Below are 18346 nucleotides of genomic sequence, written 5' to 3' on the forward strand. Positions count from 1 at the left end.
CGCGCCGCGCACCCACACCACAAAGCCGGCTACCCAGAACAAACCCAGACCGGCTGCAAGGAGGAGACTTCCATGCTGCGCAAATGCTTTGATTCAAGACGGGCCCTGCAAGGCGCCCTGCCCCTGCTGCTGTGCCAGGCGCTGAGCGCGCAGGCGCAGACCAGTGCCGAGGCCGAAACCAGGCTGGCCGTGGCGCCGGTGCCGCAGGTCACGGCGACCGTGCCGCCGGCCGAGGCCGCATCGCCAGCGCCGCTGAGCGCCAACCTGACCCTGACATCGCAATACGTATCGCGCGGCTTCCGCCAGACCTGGGGCAGGCCTGCGGTGCAGGGCGGCATCGACTACGCCCACCCGAGCGGCTTTTCCGCGGGCACGTGGATGTCGAGCATCAGCGACAAGTTCATCGAGGGCGGCACCGTCGAATGGGATCTGTATGCCGGCTACACCGGCACCATTGGCGACTTCACCTATGCCGGGCAGGTCTACTACTACCTGTACCCGGGCGCGAAACTGCAGTACGCGCAGACCAAGTACAACTACGGCGAAGCCGTCGCGTCGCTGACGTACAAGTGGTTCAACGTCAAGTACTGGCTGACCTATACGCCCGACTACTTCGGCTACAACAGCGCCTCGCTGCTCGCCGGCAATGACCTGCACAGCCGCGGCTCCGGCTACCTGGATATCAACGGCACCTTCGACCTGGGCCACGGCGTCACGCTGCTGCTGCACTACGGCCAGGAGCGCGTGCGCAACTTTGCCGCCTACAACTTCCGCGACGTGCGCGTGGCGCTGTCCAAGGCCTTCGAGGGCAGCTGGACCGTGACCGGCGCCTATACCCGCGGCTGGGGGCGTACCGACGTCTACGACAAGTACACCACCGGGGCGCTGGATTCGTCCGGCAACCCGTCCGTTTCCAACCCGCTGAAAAGCACGTTCCTGGTCTCGGTGACCAAGACGTTCTGACGGCAATCTTCAACCGCTGTTTTACCGCTTCCTACCACCATGGCCTCCCTGGGTCTTACCGACGCGACCGGACTTGTCGGCGTTGCCGCCTACGTTGCCGCGCATTTTGCCGTGCAGGTCCTGCACAAATCCCCGACCGGCAGGCTGGCCGTCGTCCTCAACGTGATCGGGCCGAGCTGCATCCTGATCTCGCTGACCGGCGCCTTCAACCTGGCGTCGTTCCTGACCCAGTGCTTCTGGCTGGGGCTGACGCTGCTGGGCTGGTGGCGCAACCGGCGGGCGGGGCATGCGGTGGTGGAAACGCTGGGCGGACCGCGCCCGGGACAGCCCGTGCAGCAGTAACGAAGAGGCGGCCAGGACGCTTGGCAACGGCGATACAAATCTTCCGTTGCCTTGGCTCCCAGCCGTTTCTATACTCACCCCGAAACACTATTGGTAATCTATTTAACCTGCAGTGAATCGACAAGAAACCCGAAAGCCTGAGACCCGTAACGGGCCGCATGGCAACCCCGGGATGACAACAGGAGACAAGGATGAGAAACGCCCCCAGAATCCCCGCCAGCCATTCCCGACCGTCGTAACCCCCGGCAGGCAGTACCGCAACGTACCCACCCAGACCGCAGACGGCAGACCGTGACGGAGCGCAGCTCCAGATAAACGGCAACCCGGGAAGCAAGGAGACATCGTGTATTCACAGAAAGACGTGCTGTCGATCGGCGCGCAGGCGCCGATCGCCCCCGCCCAACCGCAGCAGCAAACCCAATCGCATGAACTGCAGCGCACCCTGACCTGGAAGGATGCCTTCTGGGTCACCAGCGGCGTGCCCGCGGGCGTGCTCTTCACCATCGGCGGCGTGTCCGCCACCATCGGCAACCCGGCCTGGGTGATCTGGATCCTCGCCATCCTGGTCGGCTTTGCGCAGTGCTTCGTCTATGCCGAGATCTCGGGCCTGTATCCGCACAAATCCGGCGGCGCCTCGGTGTATGGCGCGCTCGGCTGGGTGCGCTACAGCAAGTTTGTCGCACCGGTCTCGGTGTGGTGCAACTGGGTGGCCTGGTCGCCGATGCTGGCGCTGGGCACCAGCCTCGCCGCCGGCTACATGCTGAGCGCGCTGTTCCCGCCCGATTCGGTCATCAACACCTGGCAACTGACACTGGTGGACCTGGGCTTTGTCAGCAAAGGCCTGACGCTGCGGGTGAACTCCACCTTCATCCTGGCCACCGCCTTCCTGCTGGTCACCTTCAAGCTGCAGCACAGCGGCGCCTCGGCCGCGGCCACCACGCAGCGCATCCTGGGCATTGCCTCGCTGACGCCGCTGGTGCTGATCGCGCTGGTGCCGATGTTCACCGGCGACATGCCGTCCACCAACTTCCTGCCGCTGCTGCCGCTGACCCATGACGGCGCCGGCGCCCCGGTGCTGGGCGGCTGGAACGCCGCCGGCATCAGCACCGCCATGGGCGCGATGTTCCTGGCGTGCTGGTCGACCTTCGGCTTCGAGACCGCGGTCTGCTACACCCGCGAGTTCAAGGATCCGCAGAAGGACACCTTCAAGGCGATCTTCTGGTCCGGCGTGCTGTGCCTGTTCATGTTCATCGCGGTGCCGATCGCCTTCCAGGGCTCGCTGGGCCTGTCGGGCATGCTGGAACCGGCCATCGTCGACGGCTCCGGCGTGGGCGCGGCCATGGCCAAGTTCGTCGGCGGCGGCGCGGTGGTGTTCAACGTGATCGTGGTGATGCTGGTGCTGGCGATCCTGCTGATCGTGATGACCTCGATGATGGGTTCGTCGCGCACGCTGTACCAGGCCTCGGTCGACGGCTGGCTGCCGCGCTACCTCTCGCACGTGAACGAGCACGGCTCGCCCACGCGCGCGATGTGGACTGATCTGGTGTTCAACCTGTTCCTGCTGCTGATGTCGAACTACATGGCGGTGCTGTCGATCAGCAACGTCTGCTACATGATCTTCGTGTTCCTGAACCTGCAGTCGGGCTGGATCCACCGCATGGACCGCCCGGACTGGGCCCGCCCGTACAAGTGCAAGAACTGGCTGCTGGCACTGGGCGCGTTCTTCGGCTTCTTCGACCTGGCCTTCGTCGGCGCCGGCGCCAACTTCCAGGGCGAGCACACGCTGCGCAACGGCCTGATCGCCGCGCTGCTGATCGTGCCGGTGTTCGTGTACCGCCACTACATCCAGGACAAGGGCCGCTTCCCCGAGTCGATGCGCCGCGACATGGAGCTGCCCAATGCGCGCGCCGGCGTGCTGCCCTACGTGGCGCTGGTCGTCGGCGGGCTGGTGGTGTGGATCGCCGCCAGGCTGACGGTGATCACCTGACGGCTCCGGCAGGCCGGCCCGGTGCCGGCCTGCCCCCCTTCCCGATTTCCCTGCTTTCCCTGAATTCCGAGGTACCGCCATGACTGACACGCTCCGCGTGCGCGTCGGCCGCGTCGAGCCGCTGGCCGCCGGCATCAAGCGCTTCACCCTGCAACCCTGCGACGGCGGCGCGCTGCCCGCCTTCGACAGCGGCAGCCACGTGGTCGTCCATATGGACGGCGGCCGGCTGCGCAACGCCTATTCGCTGACCAGCACGCTGGGCGAGCCCGGCCACTACCAGATCGCAGTGCGGCTGGAAGAGGCTTCGCGCGGTGGCTCGCGCTATATGCACGAGCAGGTCGGCGAAGGCAACGAACTGCATATCGGCGCGCCCGGCAACCTGTTCAGCCTGGACCACGGCGCCGGCCGCCACCTGCTGATCGCCGGCGGCATCGGCATCACGCCGTTCATGACGCATATCCAGGCGCTGGCCGCGCGCGGCGCGGCGTTCGAACTGCACTACTGCTTCCGCAACGCCAGTTCCACCGCCTTCCTGGACGTGCTGCCCGCCACGCTGCAGCCCGGCCAGCTTCACCTGTACGAGAGCGACAGCGGCACCATGCTCGACCTCGCCGCGCTGATCGCCGCGCAGCCTGCCGACACGCACGTCTATGTCTGCGGCCCGGCGCCGCTGAACGACGCCGTGGTCAACGCCGCGCGCGCTGCGGGCTGGGACGCGGGCCGCATCCACTTCGAGCAGTTCCGCAACGAGGTCGACGCCACCGGCGGCGCCTTCGAGGCCGTGCTGCAGAAAAGCGGGCTGACGCTGCAGGTCGGCGCCGACGAGCCGCTGCTGCGCGCCATCGAGAAGGCGGGCATCAAGGTGGACTGCATGTGCCGCGAAGGCATCTGCGGCTCCTGCGAGACCACCATCCTGGAAGGGCAGGCCGATCACCGCGACCAGTACCTGTCGGATGCCGAAAAGGCTGCGCAGAAGACGATGATGCTGTGCGTGTCGCGCTGCAAGGGCCAGCGGCTGGTGCTGGATCTCTGACCATACTGAGGCCATTCGCAACCTTTCGGTTGCGCTTCCCCGTCCGGTCTCCTAACATGCAACCACAACGTTGCCCATTAATGCCTGAACAAGGAGACCGGACATGGCTTCATCCACCGACCGCATCGAGCGCAGCATCCTGCTGGCCGCCCCCATCGAACGCGTCTGGCATGCACTGGCCGACGCCGACACCTTCGGCAGCTGGTTTGGCGTGAAATTCGACGGCGTGACCTTCGCCCCAGGCCAGCGTGCCGTGGGCAGCATCACCTATCCCGGTTATGAATACCTGAAGTTCGACGTAGAGGTCGAGCGCATGGAACCACCGAGGCTGCTGTCCTGGCGCTGGCATCCGGCGCCAATGGAGCGCGGCCGCGACTATTCGGCCGAACCGCCCACGCTGGTGGTGTTCGAGTTGAAGGAAGCCGAAGGCGGCACGCTGCTGACCGTGGTCGAATCCGGCTTCGACCAGATCCCGCCCGAACGCCGCATGGAAGCCTTCCGCATGAACAGCGGCGGCTGGGACGGTCAGATGGAAAACATCCGCAAGCATGTCAGCAGCGCAGCCTGAAACCCCGCCCGCGCTCGAACTGCGCGATGCGGCGACCGTCTTCGCCGCGCTTGGCGACGAAACCCGGCTGCGGCTGGTGGCAGCGCTGTGCGCGGGCGGCGCGCTGTCGATCGCGCAGCTGACCGCGGGCAGCGCCATGACGCGCCAGGCGGTCACCAAGCACCTGCAGGTGCTGGCGCAGGCCGGGCTGGTGCGCGACAGCCGCGCCGGCCGCGAGCGCCTGTGGCAGTTCGAGCCCGGCCAGGTCGACGCCGCGCGCCGGTCGCTGGAAGCGATCGGGCGGCAATGGGATTTTGCGCTGGCAAAGCTGAAGCTGGCGGTGGAAGCCGAGCATTGACCTCCCCCCGCACGCCAGCGGTTTGCTCCCCTCTCGCAAGCAATGGACACCCATTCACTCGCCGCTATACTGGGAGCCCCGCCCATCACAGCGAGAGGAAGCGCGCAGTGGCTGACCACGACCTGTCCAGGCTGAAAATCGACCGGAGCGCCGCCGCGGCCGGCGCCGGCATCCGCCCCCGGCGCAGGTGGCTGCGCTATGCAGTGATCGCGCTGGCCGCGCTGGCCCTGGCCGGCATCGCCATGAAGCTGGCCGGGCCGCAGGCGGTGCAGACCGCCACCGTCACCTCCGCCTATCCCACGCAGAATTTCACCGTGCTCAATGCCACCGGCTATGTCGTGCCGCAGCGCAAGGCGGCGGTCGCGTCCAAGGCGCAGGGCCGGCTGGAATGGCTGGGCGTGCTGGAAGGCTCGCGCGTGAAGAAGGACGAGATCATCGCGCGGCTGGAGAGCAAGGACGTCGCCGCCTCGTTCGCCCAGGCCCAGGCACAGGTCCAGGTGGCGCAGGCCAACCTGGCGCTGCAGCAGGCCGAGCTGAAGGACGCCGAGGTGAACCTGCGCCGCTCGAAGATCCTGATCGTGCCGAACGCCATCTCGCGCACCCAGTACGACGCCGACGTGGCGCGCTTTGACAAGGCGCGGGCCTCGGTCAACAGTTCGCGCGCGGCGATCACCTCGGCCCAGGCCAATGCCCGCGCGGCCGAGGTCGCGGTGGAGCAGACCGTGGTGCGCGCGCCCTTCGATGGCGTGGTGCTGGTCAAGCATGCCAACGTGGGCGACAACATCACGCCCTTCTCTGCCGCCGCCGACACCAAGGGCGCGATCGTGACCATCGCCGACATGGAGACGCTGGAGGTGGAAGCCGATGTCGCCGAATCCAATATCGGCAAGATCCGCGCCAACCAGCCGTGCGAGCTGCTGCTGGATGCGCTGCCGGGATTGCGGCTGGCGGGGCAAGTGTCGCGCATCGTGCCGACGGTGGACCGCTCCAAGGCCACCGTGCTGGTCAAGGTGCGCTTTGTCGACCGCGATGCGCGCGTGCTGCCGGACATGAGCGCCAAGATCGCCTTCCTGTCGCGCACCGCCTCGGCGCAGGACCGCCAGCCGGTGGTGGCGGTGCAGCCCGCCGCCGTGGTCACGCGCCAGGGCCGGGAGCTGGCCTATGTGGTGAAGGACGGCCGTGCGCATGAGGTGCAGGTCAAGACCGGCGACAAGCTGGGCGAACTGGTGGCCGTGCAGGGCGTCAAGCCCGGCGACGTGCTGGTGCTGTCGCCGGCCGACAATCTCGGCGACGGCGACCGCATCACCGTGGCCAAGCCGTAGAGAGGACCACATGAGCGCAGCACCGCTGGTGCAGATCAGCCACCTCGCCAAATCCTACCGGCGCGGCGTGCAGACCGTGCCGGTGCTGACCGATATTTCGCTCGATATCGGCGAAGGCGAATTTGTTGCGCTGATGGGACCGTCGGGCTCGGGCAAGAGCACGCTGCTGAACCTGATCGCCGGCATCGACCGGCCCGACAGCGGCACGCTGCAAGTGGCGGGGCTGGACATCACGCGGCTGCCGGAGGCCGAGCTGGCCGACTGGCGCGCCGCCAATGTCGGCTTTATCTTCCAGTTCTATAACCTGATGCCGGTGCTGACCGCGTTCGAGAACGTGGAGCTGCCGCTGATGCTGACCAGCCTGCCACGTGCGGAGCGTCGTGCGCGCGTGGAACTGGTGCTGGACATGGTCAACCTGGCCGACCGCATGAGCCACTACCCGTCGGAGCTGTCGGGCGGCCAGCAGCAGCGCGTGGCGATTGCGCGCGCGCTGATCACCGACCCCGCGCTGATCGTCGCCGACGAGCCCACCGGCGACCTCGACCGCACCTCCGCCGCCGAGATCCTGGCGATGATGCAGCGGCTCAATGCCGATGCCGGCAAGACCATCATCATGGTCACGCACGATGCCCACGCCGCGGCCGCGGCCGGGTCGCTGGTGCACCTGGAGAAGGGAGAGTTGATCCGTGGCGAGATTGCCTAAGTCGTCATGTACGCACTCAAGCTGATCACCCGCAACGCGCTGCGGCACAAGCTGCGCACCACGCTGACGGTGTTCGGGTTGGTGATCGCGGTACTGGCGTTCGGGCTGCTGCAGACGGTGATCGATGCCTGGTATGCGGGCGCGTCTGCAGCATCCAGCGCGCGGCTGGTCACGCGCAATGCGATCTCGCTGGTGTTTCCGCTGCCGCTGAGCTACGAAAGCCGCATCAGGGGCGTCGACGGCGTGACCTCGGTGGCGCGCTCCAACTGGTTCGGCGGCGTCTACCGCGATCCCAAGAACTTCTTCGCGCAGTTCGCGGTATCCGATAACTACCTCGACCTCTATCCGGAATTCATCGTGCCCGACCAGCAGCGCGCCGACTACCAGCGCGACCGCAAGGGCGCGCTGGTCGGGCGCCAGCTGGCCGACCAGTTCGGCTTCAAGCTTGGCGACGTGGTCCCGATCAAGGGCACCATCTACCCCGGCACCTGGGAGTTCGTGGTGCGCGGCATCATGGAAGGGCGCGACGAGAGCACCATCACGCGCCAGATGGTGTTCCACTGGGAATACCTGAACGAGACCGTGCGCAAGCGCACCCCGCGCCAGGCCGACCAGGTCGGCGTCTTTGTGCTGGGCGTGGACAACCCCGACAACACCGCCGCGATCTCGCGCAATGTCGATGCGGTGTTCCGCAATTCACTGGCGGAGACGCTGACCGAGACCGAGCAGGCCTTCCAGCTGGGCTTTGTCGCCATGTCCAACCAGATCATCGCGGCGATCCGCGTGGTGTCCTACGTGGTGATCGTGATCATCATGGCGGTGATGGCCAATGCCATGGCGATGAGCGCACGCGAGCGCACCGTGGAATACGCCACGCTCAAGGCACTGGGCTTCGGCCCCGGCTTCCTGGCGCTGCTGGTGTTCGGCGAGTCGCTGGCGATCTGCGTGGCCGGCGGCGCGCTCGGCATGCTGGCGACGCCGCCGGTGGCAAGCGCCTTCAAGCAGGCCGTTGGCGGCGTGTTCCCGGTCTTCACCGTGTCGCCCCAGACCATGCAGCTGCAGGCGGCCTGCGCGCTGGCGGTGGGCGTCTTTGCCGGCATCGTGCCGGCGGTGCAGGCTGCGCGCGTGCGCATCGTCGAGGGCCTGCGGGCCATCGGCTAGCGCGCGGAGGCTGATGTGGCGATCCCGCTGACCTATATCGCGCGCAACCTGTGGGCCAGGCGCCTGACCACCGCGCTGACCGCGGGCGGGCTGGCGCTGGTGGTGTTCGTCTTTGCCACCATGCTGATGCTGGACGCCGGCCTGAAGAAGACCCTGGTCACCACCGGCGAGCAGAACAACGTGGTGCTGATCCGCAAGGGCGCCGAGACCGAGATCCAGAGCTCGGTCAACCGCGACCAAGCCAGCATCATGGAGATGCACCCGGCCGTGGCCATGAGCGGCGCTGGCCGGCCGCTGGCCTCGCGCGAGGCGGTGGTGCTGATCTCGCTTACCAAGACCAGCACCGGGCAGCCGTCCAACGTCGTGATCCGCGGCATCTCGCCGCCGGGCATGGACCTGCGCCCGCAGGTGCGGCTGGTGACCGGACGCATGTTCCGGCCGGGCTCGTCCGAGATCATCGTCGGCAGCAGCATCGCCGGCGGCTTTGCCGGGGTGCAGATCGGCGAGCACCTGCGCTTTGCCCAGCGCGACTGGACCGTGGTCGGCCACTTCGACGCCGGCGGCAGCGGCTTCGACTCCGAGATCTGGGGCGACGTGGACCAGCTGATGCAGTCGTTCCGGCGCAATGCGTATTCGTCGATGGTGGTGCGGCTGGCGGATTCGGCGCTGTTCGACCGCTTTCGCGCCGATATCGACGTCGACCCGCGGCTGGCCGACGAGGCCAAGCGCGAGCAGGCCTTCTACAGCGACCAGTCCAAGGCGCTGTCCAGCTTTATCAAGATCCTCGGCTTCACGCTGTCCACCATCTTTTCGGTCGCGGCGATGATCGGCGCCATGATCACCATGTACGCCTCGGTGGCCAACCGCGTGGCGGAGATCGGCACGCTGCGCGCGCTGGGTTTCAAGCGCGTCAACGTGCTGACCGCCTTCCTGATCGAAGCCGCGCTGCTGGGGCTGGTGGGCGGCATCGCAGGCCTTGCGTGCGCCACGCTGATGCAGTTCGCGTCGTTCTCGACCACCAACTTCCAGACCTTCGCGGACCTCTCGTTCCGCTTCATCCTGACCCCGGCCATCGCGCTGCAGACGCTGGCGTTCTCGATGGTGATGGGGCTGGCGGGCGGATTCCTGCCGGCGGTGCGGGCGGCGCGAATGAATATCGTGGACGCGTTGCGGGCGCGCTGAGCGAGGGTTCGCTCCCCTCTCCCGCAAGCGGGAGAGGGAGCACGGCATCGGCATTCACGGCCCGGTAGTCGCTGCGCCCCACCCCCAACCTTTCCTTGCCTTATTCCACCCGCGCGTCTACAACCCGTAGTGATGCATGCTCCCCGTCAGGCATTGCCGGCGGCCAGTGCACCCCCGGCACGGCCAGCGGCGCCCGATGGCAAGGTACCCCCGCAACCCTCTCCGCCAGGACGCCCCCGATGAACCTCGACCTGCTGGGCTCGCTGCTGACTGCCGTCGTGGTGCTGCTGATCGGCACGCTGGTCAACCGCAGCGTCGGCGTGCTGTCGCGCTACAACATTCCCGACCCTGTCACCGGCGGCCTGCTGTTCGCGATCATCGCCTCGGTGGCGCTGGCGGCAGCGAACTTCCGCGTGGTGATCGATCCCGGCATGAAGCCGGTGCTGCTGCTGATGTTCTTCGGCGGCGTCGGGCTCTGCGCCGACCTGCGCATGCTCAGGCGCGGCGGCAAGGCGCTGGTGATCTTCCTCATCATCCTGCTGCCCTACATCCTGGTGCAGAACGTGGTGGGCGTGGCCATGGCCAGGACGCTGGACCTGCATCCCATCTTCGGGCTGGTGAGCGGCTCGATCACGCTGGTGGGCGGCCACGGCACCGGCGCCGCCTATGCCGAGCGCTTTGCCGAGGTCAACAACCTGCAGGCGGTGATGGACCTGTCGATGACAGTGGCCACCATCGGCCTGATTGTGGGCGGCATCATCGGCGGCCCGGTGGCGCAGTACCTGATCTCGCGCTACAAGCTGCGCTCGACCGCGCGCGAGGCCGGCGACACCGAGGAAGAAGCCGCCGCGGTTTCCCCCATCACCACCGTGGGCGCGCTGGCCTCGCTGGCCGGCATCCTGGCCGCGGTGATCGGCGGGCGCTGGATCGCCGCGCAGATGCCCACCGGCGCCATCACCATCCCCGGCTTCCTGTGGTGCATGATGCTCGGCATCGCCATCCGCAACCTGCTGCCCTTTGCCGGCGTGCGCTTTGACGACCGCGCCACCGACCTGATCACCAATATCTGCCTGTCGCTGTTCCTTGTGATGACCATGATGGCGCTGGACCTGGCCGAGGTGGCGCTGTCCGCCGGCCCCTTCCTGCTGATCATCGCCATGCAGGTGGTCTTCATCATCCTGTATGTGGTGCTGGTGTGCTTCCGCTTCATGGGGGGCGACTACGAGGCTGCGGTCACCTCGGCCGCCTTTATCGGCTTCAACATGGGGTCGACCGCCACCGCCATGGCCAATATGCGCGCCATCACGTCCCGCTACGGGCCGGCACCCACCAGCTATTTGATCACGCCGCTGGCCGGCGCGTTCTTCGTCGACCTGATGAACGCCTTCGTGCTGACCATGCTGCTGGCGTTGCCGCTGATCGGAGGCTGACATGCGCCGCGCCCTCTTCACCCTCCTCATTGCCTTGGTGGCCAGCGCCTGGCTGGCAGGCTGCGGCGGCGGCCCGCCCGCCGACGGCATCCGCGCCGGCATCAACGAGCGGCTGGCGCAGGCGCTGCCGCCGGGCACGGTGGAACTGGCCGGCCTGGATCGGCGCGGCTCGCAGGCAGACACCAAGGCCCCGGCCGGTGAAACCCGCCGCGTGGTGTACTTCGATGCGGAACTGAAACTGCTGCGCGACTACGACTTCGGCGCCTGGGACTCGCCCGGCGTGGCCGGGCTGGTGTCGGCGCTGGGCGCGGGCCCGCGCGGCATCACCGGCATCACCAGCGGCGGCAACAAGGCCGGCGACATCATCCGCGCGCATGGCACGGCGCTGTACCGGCGCGACGGCGAGCGCTGGGTCGGCGTGCTGCCGGCCGGCTACCGCCCCGCTGAAGCCCCGACCGTCGCCACCGATGCGCAAAGGGGCCCGGCGGCGATCCTGGACGCGATGCGCAAGGTGATCGAGTCCGTGCAGAAGGATGCCTCGCCGGCGCAGCGCGCCGTGATCGAGCAGGAGCTGACCACCGCGCACGCCAACATCCGCGCGCGGCTGGCACGGGTCAACGAGGGCTATGCCATTGCCGCCGGCGCCGAACACGGCCAGTACCTGCGCTTCGCGAAAGCGCTGGTGGACGGGGCACGCGTGCGCGCGATGCCGCTGGTCACGCACGGCGGAGAAGAGAACCTGCGGCTGCTGCGCGCCGGCAAGGTCTCGGTGGCGCTGGCGCAGGGCGATGCGGCGCTGGAAGCCTACGAGGGCAAGGGCGTGTTTGCCGCCGACGGCCCGCAAGCCTCGCTGCGCGCCATCGGCAGCCTCTACCCCGAGCCCGTGCACGTGCTGGTGCGCGACGCCGATCCCGCCCGCTCGGTGTCAGAGCTGCGCGGCAAGCGCATCGCCGTGGGCGAGCGCGGCTCAGCCTCGCGCGTGACCGCGCTGCGCGTGCTGGCTGCGCATGGCCTGACCGACAAGGACTTCAAGGCCGAGGAAGTTGGGCTGGGCACCGGGCTGGTGGCGCTGCGCCAGAAGCAGGTCGACGCGGTGATCCAGGTGATCGGCGTGCCGGCCGACAGCATCCGCGACGCGCTCGGCGAAATGCCGCTGCGGCTGCTGCCGCTGGACGAACGGGTCATCACCGCGATGGTCGGGCAGAAGGCGGGCTATTTCCGCGCCACCATCGCGCCGGGCACCTATCCCGGCCTGCACACGCCGGTGCGCACCATCGCCACGGCGGCGATCCTGGTGACCGGGCCGGACCTGTCCGATACCGAAGTGGCCGAGCTGACGCGGCTGGTCTACCGCCACGGGCGCGACTTTGTCGCCCGCGGCAGCGCCCAGGGCGCGCAGATTGCCGTGGCAACGGCGCGTGAAGGGCTGATGATCCCGCAGCATCTGGCGGCGGCCAAGGCGCTGGACGCGCTGGCGACACCCGGCATTCCGCCCGCCAAGCCCGGCGGAACGCCCGCGAAGCCCGTTGCAACGCCTGCGGCTTCGGGCGCCCGTGCGCAGTAAGGCCCGGCGGGCGGGCCGCCGATCAGCCCGCCGCGCTCGCCAGGCCTTCAGCCAGCCGGCAGCGCCGGTCCAGGAAATCGCTGGCGTGGCCGTTGCTGCCGGCCGCGCTGTCGACGGGCTGGTCGATCACGACAAAGCCTGCCCCGCCCTGCCGCTCCCGCACATAGGTGACAAAGATGCCGCGGTCCGGCGGCGCTGCGGCGGCGCCCCCCTTGGTGCCGTCACGCACGAGCTGGAAAGGGTCGACCGCCAGCACCGGCGCGCTGGCTGGCACAAAGATCGCGCGCACCGGCTTGTCCTCGAGCCGCAGCGTGGTCCAGCCGGTGCCGATCGGCCCGGCCGCGCCATTGACCACGGCGCGCGCGGCCGAGCTGATGCAATCGAGATGGATATGCAGCTGGTCCTGGCTGCGCGAGGCGCGGGAATTGATCGCGAGGCCCAGCATGTCGTCGGGCACGGCCTTGCCAAGCGAGCGGCCAACGATGCCGCGCGCGGCCCAGCCGAAGGCCCAGGGGTTGGCGCCTGCGCCGTCCCAGGCTCTGGCGTCGTCGATGCCGGTCATCGTCCGTGCCGGGATCACCAGGTAATGCGACTTGCCGATCGCGTCCTTGTAGAGCACCAGTCCCTGGGACCGATCCACTTGCGCGCAATCGGGATGAGCCGCCGCGGTACTGCCAAGGCAGCGCTGCTGCACGTTGCGCCACAAGCCATCGCGGCCGCCCGACAGGACGCCGACGACGCTTTCGGCGGTGCAGCCGGCCAGGGCCAGGATGGCCGCCAGCCACAACGCGGGGGCACCGCGCCAACCGCGGGCCGGCTTCAGCGCCGGCACGAAACTCCGTAGAAAGTCCCGGCGCGTGGATTAGACACCACATAGGCGTGGCGCTGCGCCCAGAACTGCGCGGTACGGAAGGCTTCGGCCTCGCGCTCGCTCCAGTCCGTTGCAAGCAACGGCAGGGCTTCGGCATCGGTGGTGAGATAAACCCGCGCCTGATAGCGGGCGGATTGCAGCGTGCCGGTACGGATGGTGCGGATCGTGACGTGGAGGGTCATAGGCAGCTTCTCGACTAGGCGACTACCAAATCATAACCACTTCCGTGTGTTGGATTGGTGAAACCGTTGCGAATGTGCTAAGGCACCACAGATCTGTCAGGATCCGGCCCCGGCGCCGACATACCCGCATCCTCATGCCTTCGGGAGAAAAACATGCCGCCCAACCCGCTCCGCAAGTCCGCCATCCTTGTGCTGACCCACCTTGCCGCGCTGGCCGTGGGCTTTGCCGCGGGCATCTATGTCCTGCCGATCCTGACGGAGCAGGCCGGTGCCAGTGCCGAGCAAGTGCAGGCTGTGTCACAACAGGCGCGCTATACCGGCACCTTTCGCAAGGACCTGGCGGGTAGCGACGCACTGCACTGGGCCAGCGGCCGGCTCCATGTTTCGCCGCAGGCGCTTGCCTTTGAAGGCAGCGTTGCGCCGGGGCCGGACTATCGGATCTACCTGGCGCCGGAGTTTGTCGACAACAAGGAGGCCTTCCTTCGGATCAAGGACCGGTCGCTGCAGGTTGGTGAGCTGAAGACCTTTGGCAACTTCACCGTGGCGTTGCCGGCTGGCGTGGATCCGGCACGGTATGGGGCGGTGGTGATTTGGTGTGAGAGGTTTGGGCAGTTTATCGGGGCGGCGGGGTATCGGTAGTCATCGCCATGCCGCCGGATATCGCGAGGTCGCGCTTGGCAACAACAAGAACACCCCGCAACCAAAGGGCGAAGACCAGAGAAAAAGAGGCCGATCAAATCAACCGGCCCAACGACCCCCCGCAATACCAGCCGCAGGTGTCGATATGACAGTCAAGCGCCCGCCCATGCAGGCATCACAACCTGCCAGGCGGGCATCAGGCAGTTACGCTCAGAAGCGATGACGCAGGCCAACGGTAGCACCGGTCTGGTTCTCACCAGCCACCACCGTGCCAACACCATTCAGGCCCAGCGCCGAACCCGACTTGTTCTTCGAGTACCCAACATTCAGGTACACATCCGTACGCTTGGACAGCGAGTAGTCCGCCGACAGCACGAACATCCACGGATCCGCGTCGCTATTGCGGGTGTCGTTGTAGTAGGCCGCGCCGGTCAGCTGGAAGGCAGGCGTGAAGCGGTACTGCGCGCCAGCCCAGTACACGTTGCTGCGGGTCGAAATGGCGCTGGCGCTCGACACGCCGTCGTCCTTCAGCCAGCGGTAGCCGGCAAACACCTTGGCGCCGCCAAAGGCATAGGCCGTACCCACCGCGGCGCGCTTGGCGGCACGGTCCTGCAACGTCACGGTGGCGCCCTGGTACTGGTCGTAGGCAGCGCCGACCGAGAAGCCGCCCGCGGCGTACGACAGGCCGCCGCCGAAGTTGCGCGCGACCTTGGGCTCGCCCGGGACTTCGCCGTTGTTGTCGCGACCGAAGCTGTAGAAGCCGGTGGCGGTCAGGCCGCCGAACTTGCCGGTGTACTTGATGGCGTTGTCGGCGCGGCCATTGAAGGCCGAGTCAACGCTGTTCAGCGAGTAGCGCGGGCCCACGCCCATCGGGTCGAAGGCGCCGAACAGGTCGTACAGCGCGTTCTGCTGGCGGCCCAGCGTGACCGCGCCCCAGCCGCCCTGCAGGCCGACGTAGGCCTGGCGGCCGAACAGGCGGTTGCCCTGGCCCGAGGTGCCGGTATCGATGTCGAACCCGCTCTCCAGCACGAAGATACCCTTCAGGTCGCCGCCCAGGTCTTCGGTGCCGCGCAGGCCCCAGCGCGAGCCGGACAGGTTGCCAGAGTTCAGGCGCGTTGCCGTACCCTGGGCGCCGTTGCTGCCCGGCACGTGGCTGATCACTTCGACGCCGGCATCGACGATGCCGTAGAGCGTCACGTTCGACGCGGACTGGGCCGACGCCACCCCGGATGCGGCCGACGCGGCCGCTGCTGCCGTCATTGCAAGGAGAGCTTTCTTCACTGTAATTTCTCTGTGTTCTGTTTGAGGCACGACACCGCGCCGGACCCAGGCCGGGTCGGCAAGGCCAACCAGGTCCAGCCGGGCAACCCGGCAACGGCGCATCGTCCGCACAAGTTGCGGCCTCGGCATTGTCGCGGCGCAATATGTAACCTTTGTGACCCATGCTTCGTAGCAGGAAGTGACGGATAGCCCCAAATGGGGGTTTTCCCTGTAACCAAGGGGAACGTTTTGGTACGATGCATGCTTTTCCGACGACGGTAATGCCAGTGCCCCGTGCCGCCATGTGCCTGTGCCTCGACCGCTTCGCCTCATGAGGCTGGCTGAGATCAAGACCCGGCTTGCCCCGCTGCTCGCCTCGCTGCAGGCTTCATTGCCTGCCCCCCTCCAGCAACGCCTGTCAGGCATGGCCGCGCGCCTTGCACGCGCCGGCCTGACCCGGCCCGGGTCGCTGCGCCCCACGCGGCGCGGCGTGCTGGTGGGCCTGGCCGCCATCCCGGCGGCCCTCCTGCTCTATGTGCTGGTCCTGATCCCGTTCACGCCGGGCATCAGCGATATCCGCAAGGCCAAGTCCGAGCAGCCGGCCCAGGTGCTGTCCGCCGACGGCAAGGAGCTGGCGGTGTTCAAGTGGGCCAACCGCGACTGGGTGCCGCTGTCGCAGATTTCACCCAATGTGGTGGCTGCGCTGATCTCCACCGAAGACCACCGCTTCTACCAGCACCACGGGCTGGATTGGCGCAGGCTGGCCTCGGCCGCGGTGCATACCTTCTCCGGCGACCGCCAGGGCGGGTCCACCATCACCCAGCAGCTGGCCCGCAACCTCTATCCCGATGAAATCGGCCGCGCGCCCACGCTGACGCGCAAGCTCAAGGAAGCCATCACCGCGCTGAAGATCGAGGCGCTCTATACCAAGGACGAGATCCTCGAGACCTACCTCAACACCGTGCCGTTCCTGTACAACGCGTTCGGCATCGAGATGGCGGCGCGCACCTACTTCGACCGCCCGGCGCGCTCGCTCGACGTGCTGCAGAGCGCCACGCTGATCGGCATGCTCAAGGGCAACAGCTACTACAACCCGGTGCTCAACCCCGAGCGCGCGCTCGACCGGCGCAATATCGTGCTGGCCCAGATGGTCAAGCGCGGCAAGCTGGATGCGGCGCGCTACGAGCAGCTGAAGAAGCGCCCGCTGCGCATCGACTTCGAGCGCCAGACCGAGCCGCCAGGCCCCGCGCCACATTTCGCGCAGCAGCTGCGCAAGTGGCTGATCGGCTGGGCCGACCGCAATGGCTACGACATCTACGCCGACGGCCTGGTGGTGCATACCACCATCGACGCCCGCCTGCAGGCCATGGCCACGCAGGCCGTGGTGCAGCAGGGCAACCGGCTGCAGGCCATCGCCAACGCGGCCTGGGCGCCGCGCGCGGGCTGGGCCGCCAACCTGCCGCTCGTGCAGGCCTTCGTGCGCGAAACCCCGGAGTACCGTGCCGCCATCGCCGCCGGCACCGCGCCGGAAGAGGCGCTGCGCCATCTGATGTCCGACCATGCCTTCATGCGCGCGCTGCACCAGCAGAAGACGCGCATCCAGGCGGGCTTCATGGCCATCGATCCGCGCAACGGCGAGATCCGCGCCTGGGTCGGCAGCCGCGACTACACCCAGGACGCGTTCGACCACGTGCAGCAGGCGCGCCGCCAGCCGGGCTCGACCTTCAAGCCCTTTGTCTACGGCGCGGCCTTTGAAGAAGGCAAGACCCCCGACGACACGCTGGTGGACCAGCCGGTGGAAATCGAACTGGCTGGCGGCGAGGTCTGGCGCCCCACCGATGAAGGCCGCCCCACCGGCCGCGCCATGACGCTGCGCGACGGCCTGGTCTATTCGCGCAACACCATCACCGCGCAACTGATGCACGAAGTGGGGCCGACGCGCGTGGCGCGGCTGGCGCGCGACATGGGCGTGCGCGACAGCCAGCTCGACGTGGTGCCGTCGCTGGCGCTGGGCACCAGCCCGGTCACGCTCAAGGAGATGGTGGCCGCCTACGGCACCATCGCCAACGCCGGCGACTACATCGCGCCCACCATGGTGACGCGCATTGAAGACCGCCAGGGCAATGTGCTGCAGGTGTTCCGGCCGGCGCGCGCCGAGCACGCGCTGCCCGCCGCCACCACGCAAACCCTGCTCGACGTGATGCGCGACGTGATCGACCGCGGCACCGGCGCCAGCATCCGCTCGCGCTTCGGCATCCGCGCCGACGTGGCCGGCAAGACCGGCACCACCCAGGACAATGCCGACGGCTGGTTCATCCTGATGCATCCGGAACTGGTGGCGGGCGCCTGGGTCGGCTTCAACGACAGCCGCGTCACGCTGCGCAGCGACTACTGGGGCCAGGGCGCGCACAGCGCGCTGCCGATGGTGGGCGACTTCTACCAGCGCGCGCTGCGCTCGCGCATCGTCGACGGCCGCGCGCGCTTTGCCGAGCACGAAGAGACCAGCCTGTTCGCATCGCTGGGAACGCAGCTGCGCGGCTGGTTCAGCCAGCTGTTCACGCGCGACAAGGCCAGCGAGACCCCGGCGCCGCGCCCGGCACCGCGTCGGCCGGCGCTGCCCACGCCGGAGGCCGAGGTCGCGCCGCCGGCCGGCGCGGCATCGTCTGCCGCGGTGGATGTCGGCCCGGATGAGTCCAGCCTGGCGCTGGATCGGGGGGAGACGGTGATTGCGGTGCCGCAGGACATGAGCGCGGGCAGCGCTCCGGTTGCGCCACCCCCTCAGGCCGAACCAGCGCCTAACGC

At 68.0% G+C, this 18346-nt stretch carries 17 protein-coding genes; 14 read left to right on the forward strand and 3 right to left on the reverse strand.

From position 1 onward, the window contains the following. Nucleotides 1-72: 72 nt before the first annotated feature. The 12 genes from AC3WRR_RS05585 (at nucleotide 73) to AC3WRR_RS05640 (ending at nucleotide 12592) form a co-directional block, all read left to right on the forward strand. The gene (locus tag AC3WRR_RS05585) at nucleotides 73-963 is read left to right on the forward strand and encodes a TorF family putative porin (RefSeq protein WP_058696601.1); all 891 of its coding nucleotides are present in this window, start codon (nucleotides 73-75) and stop codon (nucleotides 961-963) included. Nucleotides 964-1002: 39 nt separating this feature from the next. Then, entirely contained in the window at nucleotides 1003-1305 is a 303-nt protein-coding gene (locus AC3WRR_RS05590) for a CBU_0592 family membrane protein (RefSeq protein WP_010811003.1), read from the forward strand. 364 nt (nucleotides 1306-1669) lie between these two features. After that, complete coding sequence (locus AC3WRR_RS05595) at nucleotides 1670-3292, forward strand: trimethylamine N-oxide permease (protein ID WP_062804628.1); 1623 nt, start codon at nucleotides 1670-1672, stop codon at nucleotides 3290-3292. 79 nt (nucleotides 3293-3371) lie between these two features. Continuing rightward, on the forward strand, nucleotides 3372-4325 hold the full coding sequence (locus AC3WRR_RS05600; RefSeq protein ID WP_492296394.1) for a PDR/VanB family oxidoreductase: 954 nt from the start codon (nucleotides 3372-3374) through the stop codon (nucleotides 4323-4325). Between the two features lie 103 nt (nucleotides 4326-4428). Continuing rightward, nucleotides 4429-4893: an SRPBCC family protein gene (locus tag AC3WRR_RS05605; RefSeq protein ID WP_010811000.1), complete on the forward strand. Its 465-nt coding sequence runs from the start codon at nucleotides 4429-4431 to the stop codon at nucleotides 4891-4893. Next, nucleotides 4874-5230: an ArsR/SmtB family transcription factor gene (locus tag AC3WRR_RS05610; RefSeq protein ID WP_492296396.1), complete on the forward strand. Its 357-nt coding sequence runs from the start codon at nucleotides 4874-4876 to the stop codon at nucleotides 5228-5230. Before AC3WRR_RS05605 ends, AC3WRR_RS05610 begins: the two co-directional genes overlap by 20 nt. Nucleotides 5231-5337: 107 nt before the next feature. After that, nucleotides 5338-6552: an efflux RND transporter periplasmic adaptor subunit gene (locus AC3WRR_RS05615; RefSeq protein WP_492296398.1), complete on the forward strand. Its 1215-nt coding sequence runs from the start codon at nucleotides 5338-5340 to the stop codon at nucleotides 6550-6552. A gap of 10 nt (nucleotides 6553-6562) precedes the next feature. Then, the gene (locus tag AC3WRR_RS05620) at nucleotides 6563-7255 is read left to right on the forward strand and encodes an ABC transporter ATP-binding protein (RefSeq protein WP_492296400.1); all 693 of its coding nucleotides are present in this window, start codon (nucleotides 6563-6565) and stop codon (nucleotides 7253-7255) included. A gap of 6 nt (nucleotides 7256-7261) precedes the next feature. Further along, nucleotides 7262-8416: an ABC transporter permease gene (locus AC3WRR_RS05625; RefSeq protein WP_011617669.1), complete on the forward strand. Its 1155-nt coding sequence runs from the start codon at nucleotides 7262-7264 to the stop codon at nucleotides 8414-8416. A gap of 15 nt (nucleotides 8417-8431) precedes the next feature. Further along, complete coding sequence (locus AC3WRR_RS05630) at nucleotides 8432-9598, forward strand: ABC transporter permease (RefSeq protein ID WP_010810995.1); 1167 nt, start codon at nucleotides 8432-8434, stop codon at nucleotides 9596-9598. Nucleotides 9599-9837: 239 nt separating this feature from the next. Then, nucleotides 9838-11028 (forward strand): sodium/glutamate symporter, encoded by a 1191-nt coding sequence (gene gltS / locus AC3WRR_RS05635; RefSeq protein ID WP_010810994.1) that lies wholly within the window; start codon nucleotides 9838-9840, stop codon nucleotides 11026-11028. Between the two features lies 1 nt (nucleotide 11029). Continuing rightward, on the forward strand, nucleotides 11030-12592 hold the full coding sequence (locus AC3WRR_RS05640) for a TAXI family TRAP transporter solute-binding subunit (RefSeq protein WP_011617670.1): 1563 nt from the start codon (nucleotides 11030-11032) through the stop codon (nucleotides 12590-12592). 22 nt (nucleotides 12593-12614) lie between these two features. Here AC3WRR_RS05640 and AC3WRR_RS05645 read toward each other — a convergent pair whose 3' ends face one another. Further along, nucleotides 12615-13424, reverse strand: coding sequence for a CDP-diacylglycerol diphosphatase (locus tag AC3WRR_RS05645; RefSeq protein ID WP_010810992.1), 810 nt, complete (start codon nucleotides 13422-13424; stop codon nucleotides 12615-12617). After that, on the reverse strand, nucleotides 13412-13645 hold the full coding sequence (locus AC3WRR_RS05650; RefSeq protein WP_010810991.1) for a hypothetical protein: 234 nt from the start codon (nucleotides 13643-13645) through the stop codon (nucleotides 13412-13414). Before AC3WRR_RS05650 ends, AC3WRR_RS05645 begins: the two co-directional genes overlap by 13 nt. Before the next feature lie 153 nt (nucleotides 13646-13798). Between AC3WRR_RS05650 and AC3WRR_RS05655 the strand changes: the two genes are divergently transcribed. Continuing rightward, complete coding sequence (locus AC3WRR_RS05655; RefSeq protein ID WP_010810990.1) at nucleotides 13799-14284, forward strand: DM13 domain-containing protein; 486 nt, start codon at nucleotides 13799-13801, stop codon at nucleotides 14282-14284. A gap of 210 nt (nucleotides 14285-14494) precedes the next feature. Here the strand turns inward: AC3WRR_RS05655 and AC3WRR_RS05660 are convergent, their stop codons facing one another. Then, a complete protein-coding gene (locus tag AC3WRR_RS05660; RefSeq protein ID WP_492296403.1) occupies nucleotides 14495-15565 on the reverse strand; it encodes a porin in 1071 nt (356 codons plus the stop codon). Between the two features lie 310 nt (nucleotides 15566-15875). Between AC3WRR_RS05660 and AC3WRR_RS05665 the strand changes: the two genes are divergently transcribed. Further along, a partial coding sequence (locus tag AC3WRR_RS05665) for a penicillin-binding protein 1A (protein WP_492296404.1) occupies nucleotides 15876-18346 on the forward strand: 2471 nt, incomplete at its 3' end.

It is taken from the genome of Cupriavidus sp. FW305-3-2-15-C-LB2 (assembly GCF_058787575.1).

What these genes read in the sequence shown, in the direction of transcription:
- AC3WRR_RS05585 (WP_058696601.1), top strand. Translation starts at nt 73, where the DNA reads ATGCTGCGCAAATGCTTTGATTCAAGACGGGCCCTGCAAGGCGCCCTG.
- AC3WRR_RS05590 (WP_010811003.1), top strand. Translation starts at nt 1,003, where the DNA reads ATGGCCTCCCTGGGTCTTACCGACGCGACCGGACTTGTCGGCGTTGCC.
- AC3WRR_RS05600 (WP_492296394.1), top strand. Translation starts at nt 3,372, where the DNA reads ATGACTGACACGCTCCGCGTGCGCGTCGGCCGCGTCGAGCCGCTGGCC.
- AC3WRR_RS05605 (WP_010811000.1), top strand. Translation starts at nt 4,429, where the DNA reads ATGGCTTCATCCACCGACCGCATCGAGCGCAGCATCCTGCTGGCCGCC.
- AC3WRR_RS05610 (WP_492296396.1), top strand. Translation starts at nt 4,874, where the DNA reads ATGTCAGCAGCGCAGCCTGAAACCCCGCCCGCGCTCGAACTGCGCGAT.
- AC3WRR_RS05620 (WP_492296400.1), top strand. Translation starts at nt 6,563, where the DNA reads ATGAGCGCAGCACCGCTGGTGCAGATCAGCCACCTCGCCAAATCCTAC.
- AC3WRR_RS05625 (WP_011617669.1), top strand. Translation starts at nt 7,262, where the DNA reads ATGTACGCACTCAAGCTGATCACCCGCAACGCGCTGCGGCACAAGCTG.
- gltS (WP_010810994.1), top strand. Translation starts at nt 9,838, where the DNA reads ATGAACCTCGACCTGCTGGGCTCGCTGCTGACTGCCGTCGTGGTGCTG.
- AC3WRR_RS05640 (WP_011617670.1), top strand. Translation starts at nt 11,030, where the DNA reads ATGCGCCGCGCCCTCTTCACCCTCCTCATTGCCTTGGTGGCCAGCGCC.
- AC3WRR_RS05650 (WP_010810991.1), bottom strand. Translation starts at nt 13,645, where the DNA reads ATGACCCTCCACGTCACGATCCGCACCATCCGTACCGGCACGCTGCAA.
- AC3WRR_RS05655 (WP_010810990.1), top strand. Translation starts at nt 13,799, where the DNA reads ATGCCGCCCAACCCGCTCCGCAAGTCCGCCATCCTTGTGCTGACCCAC.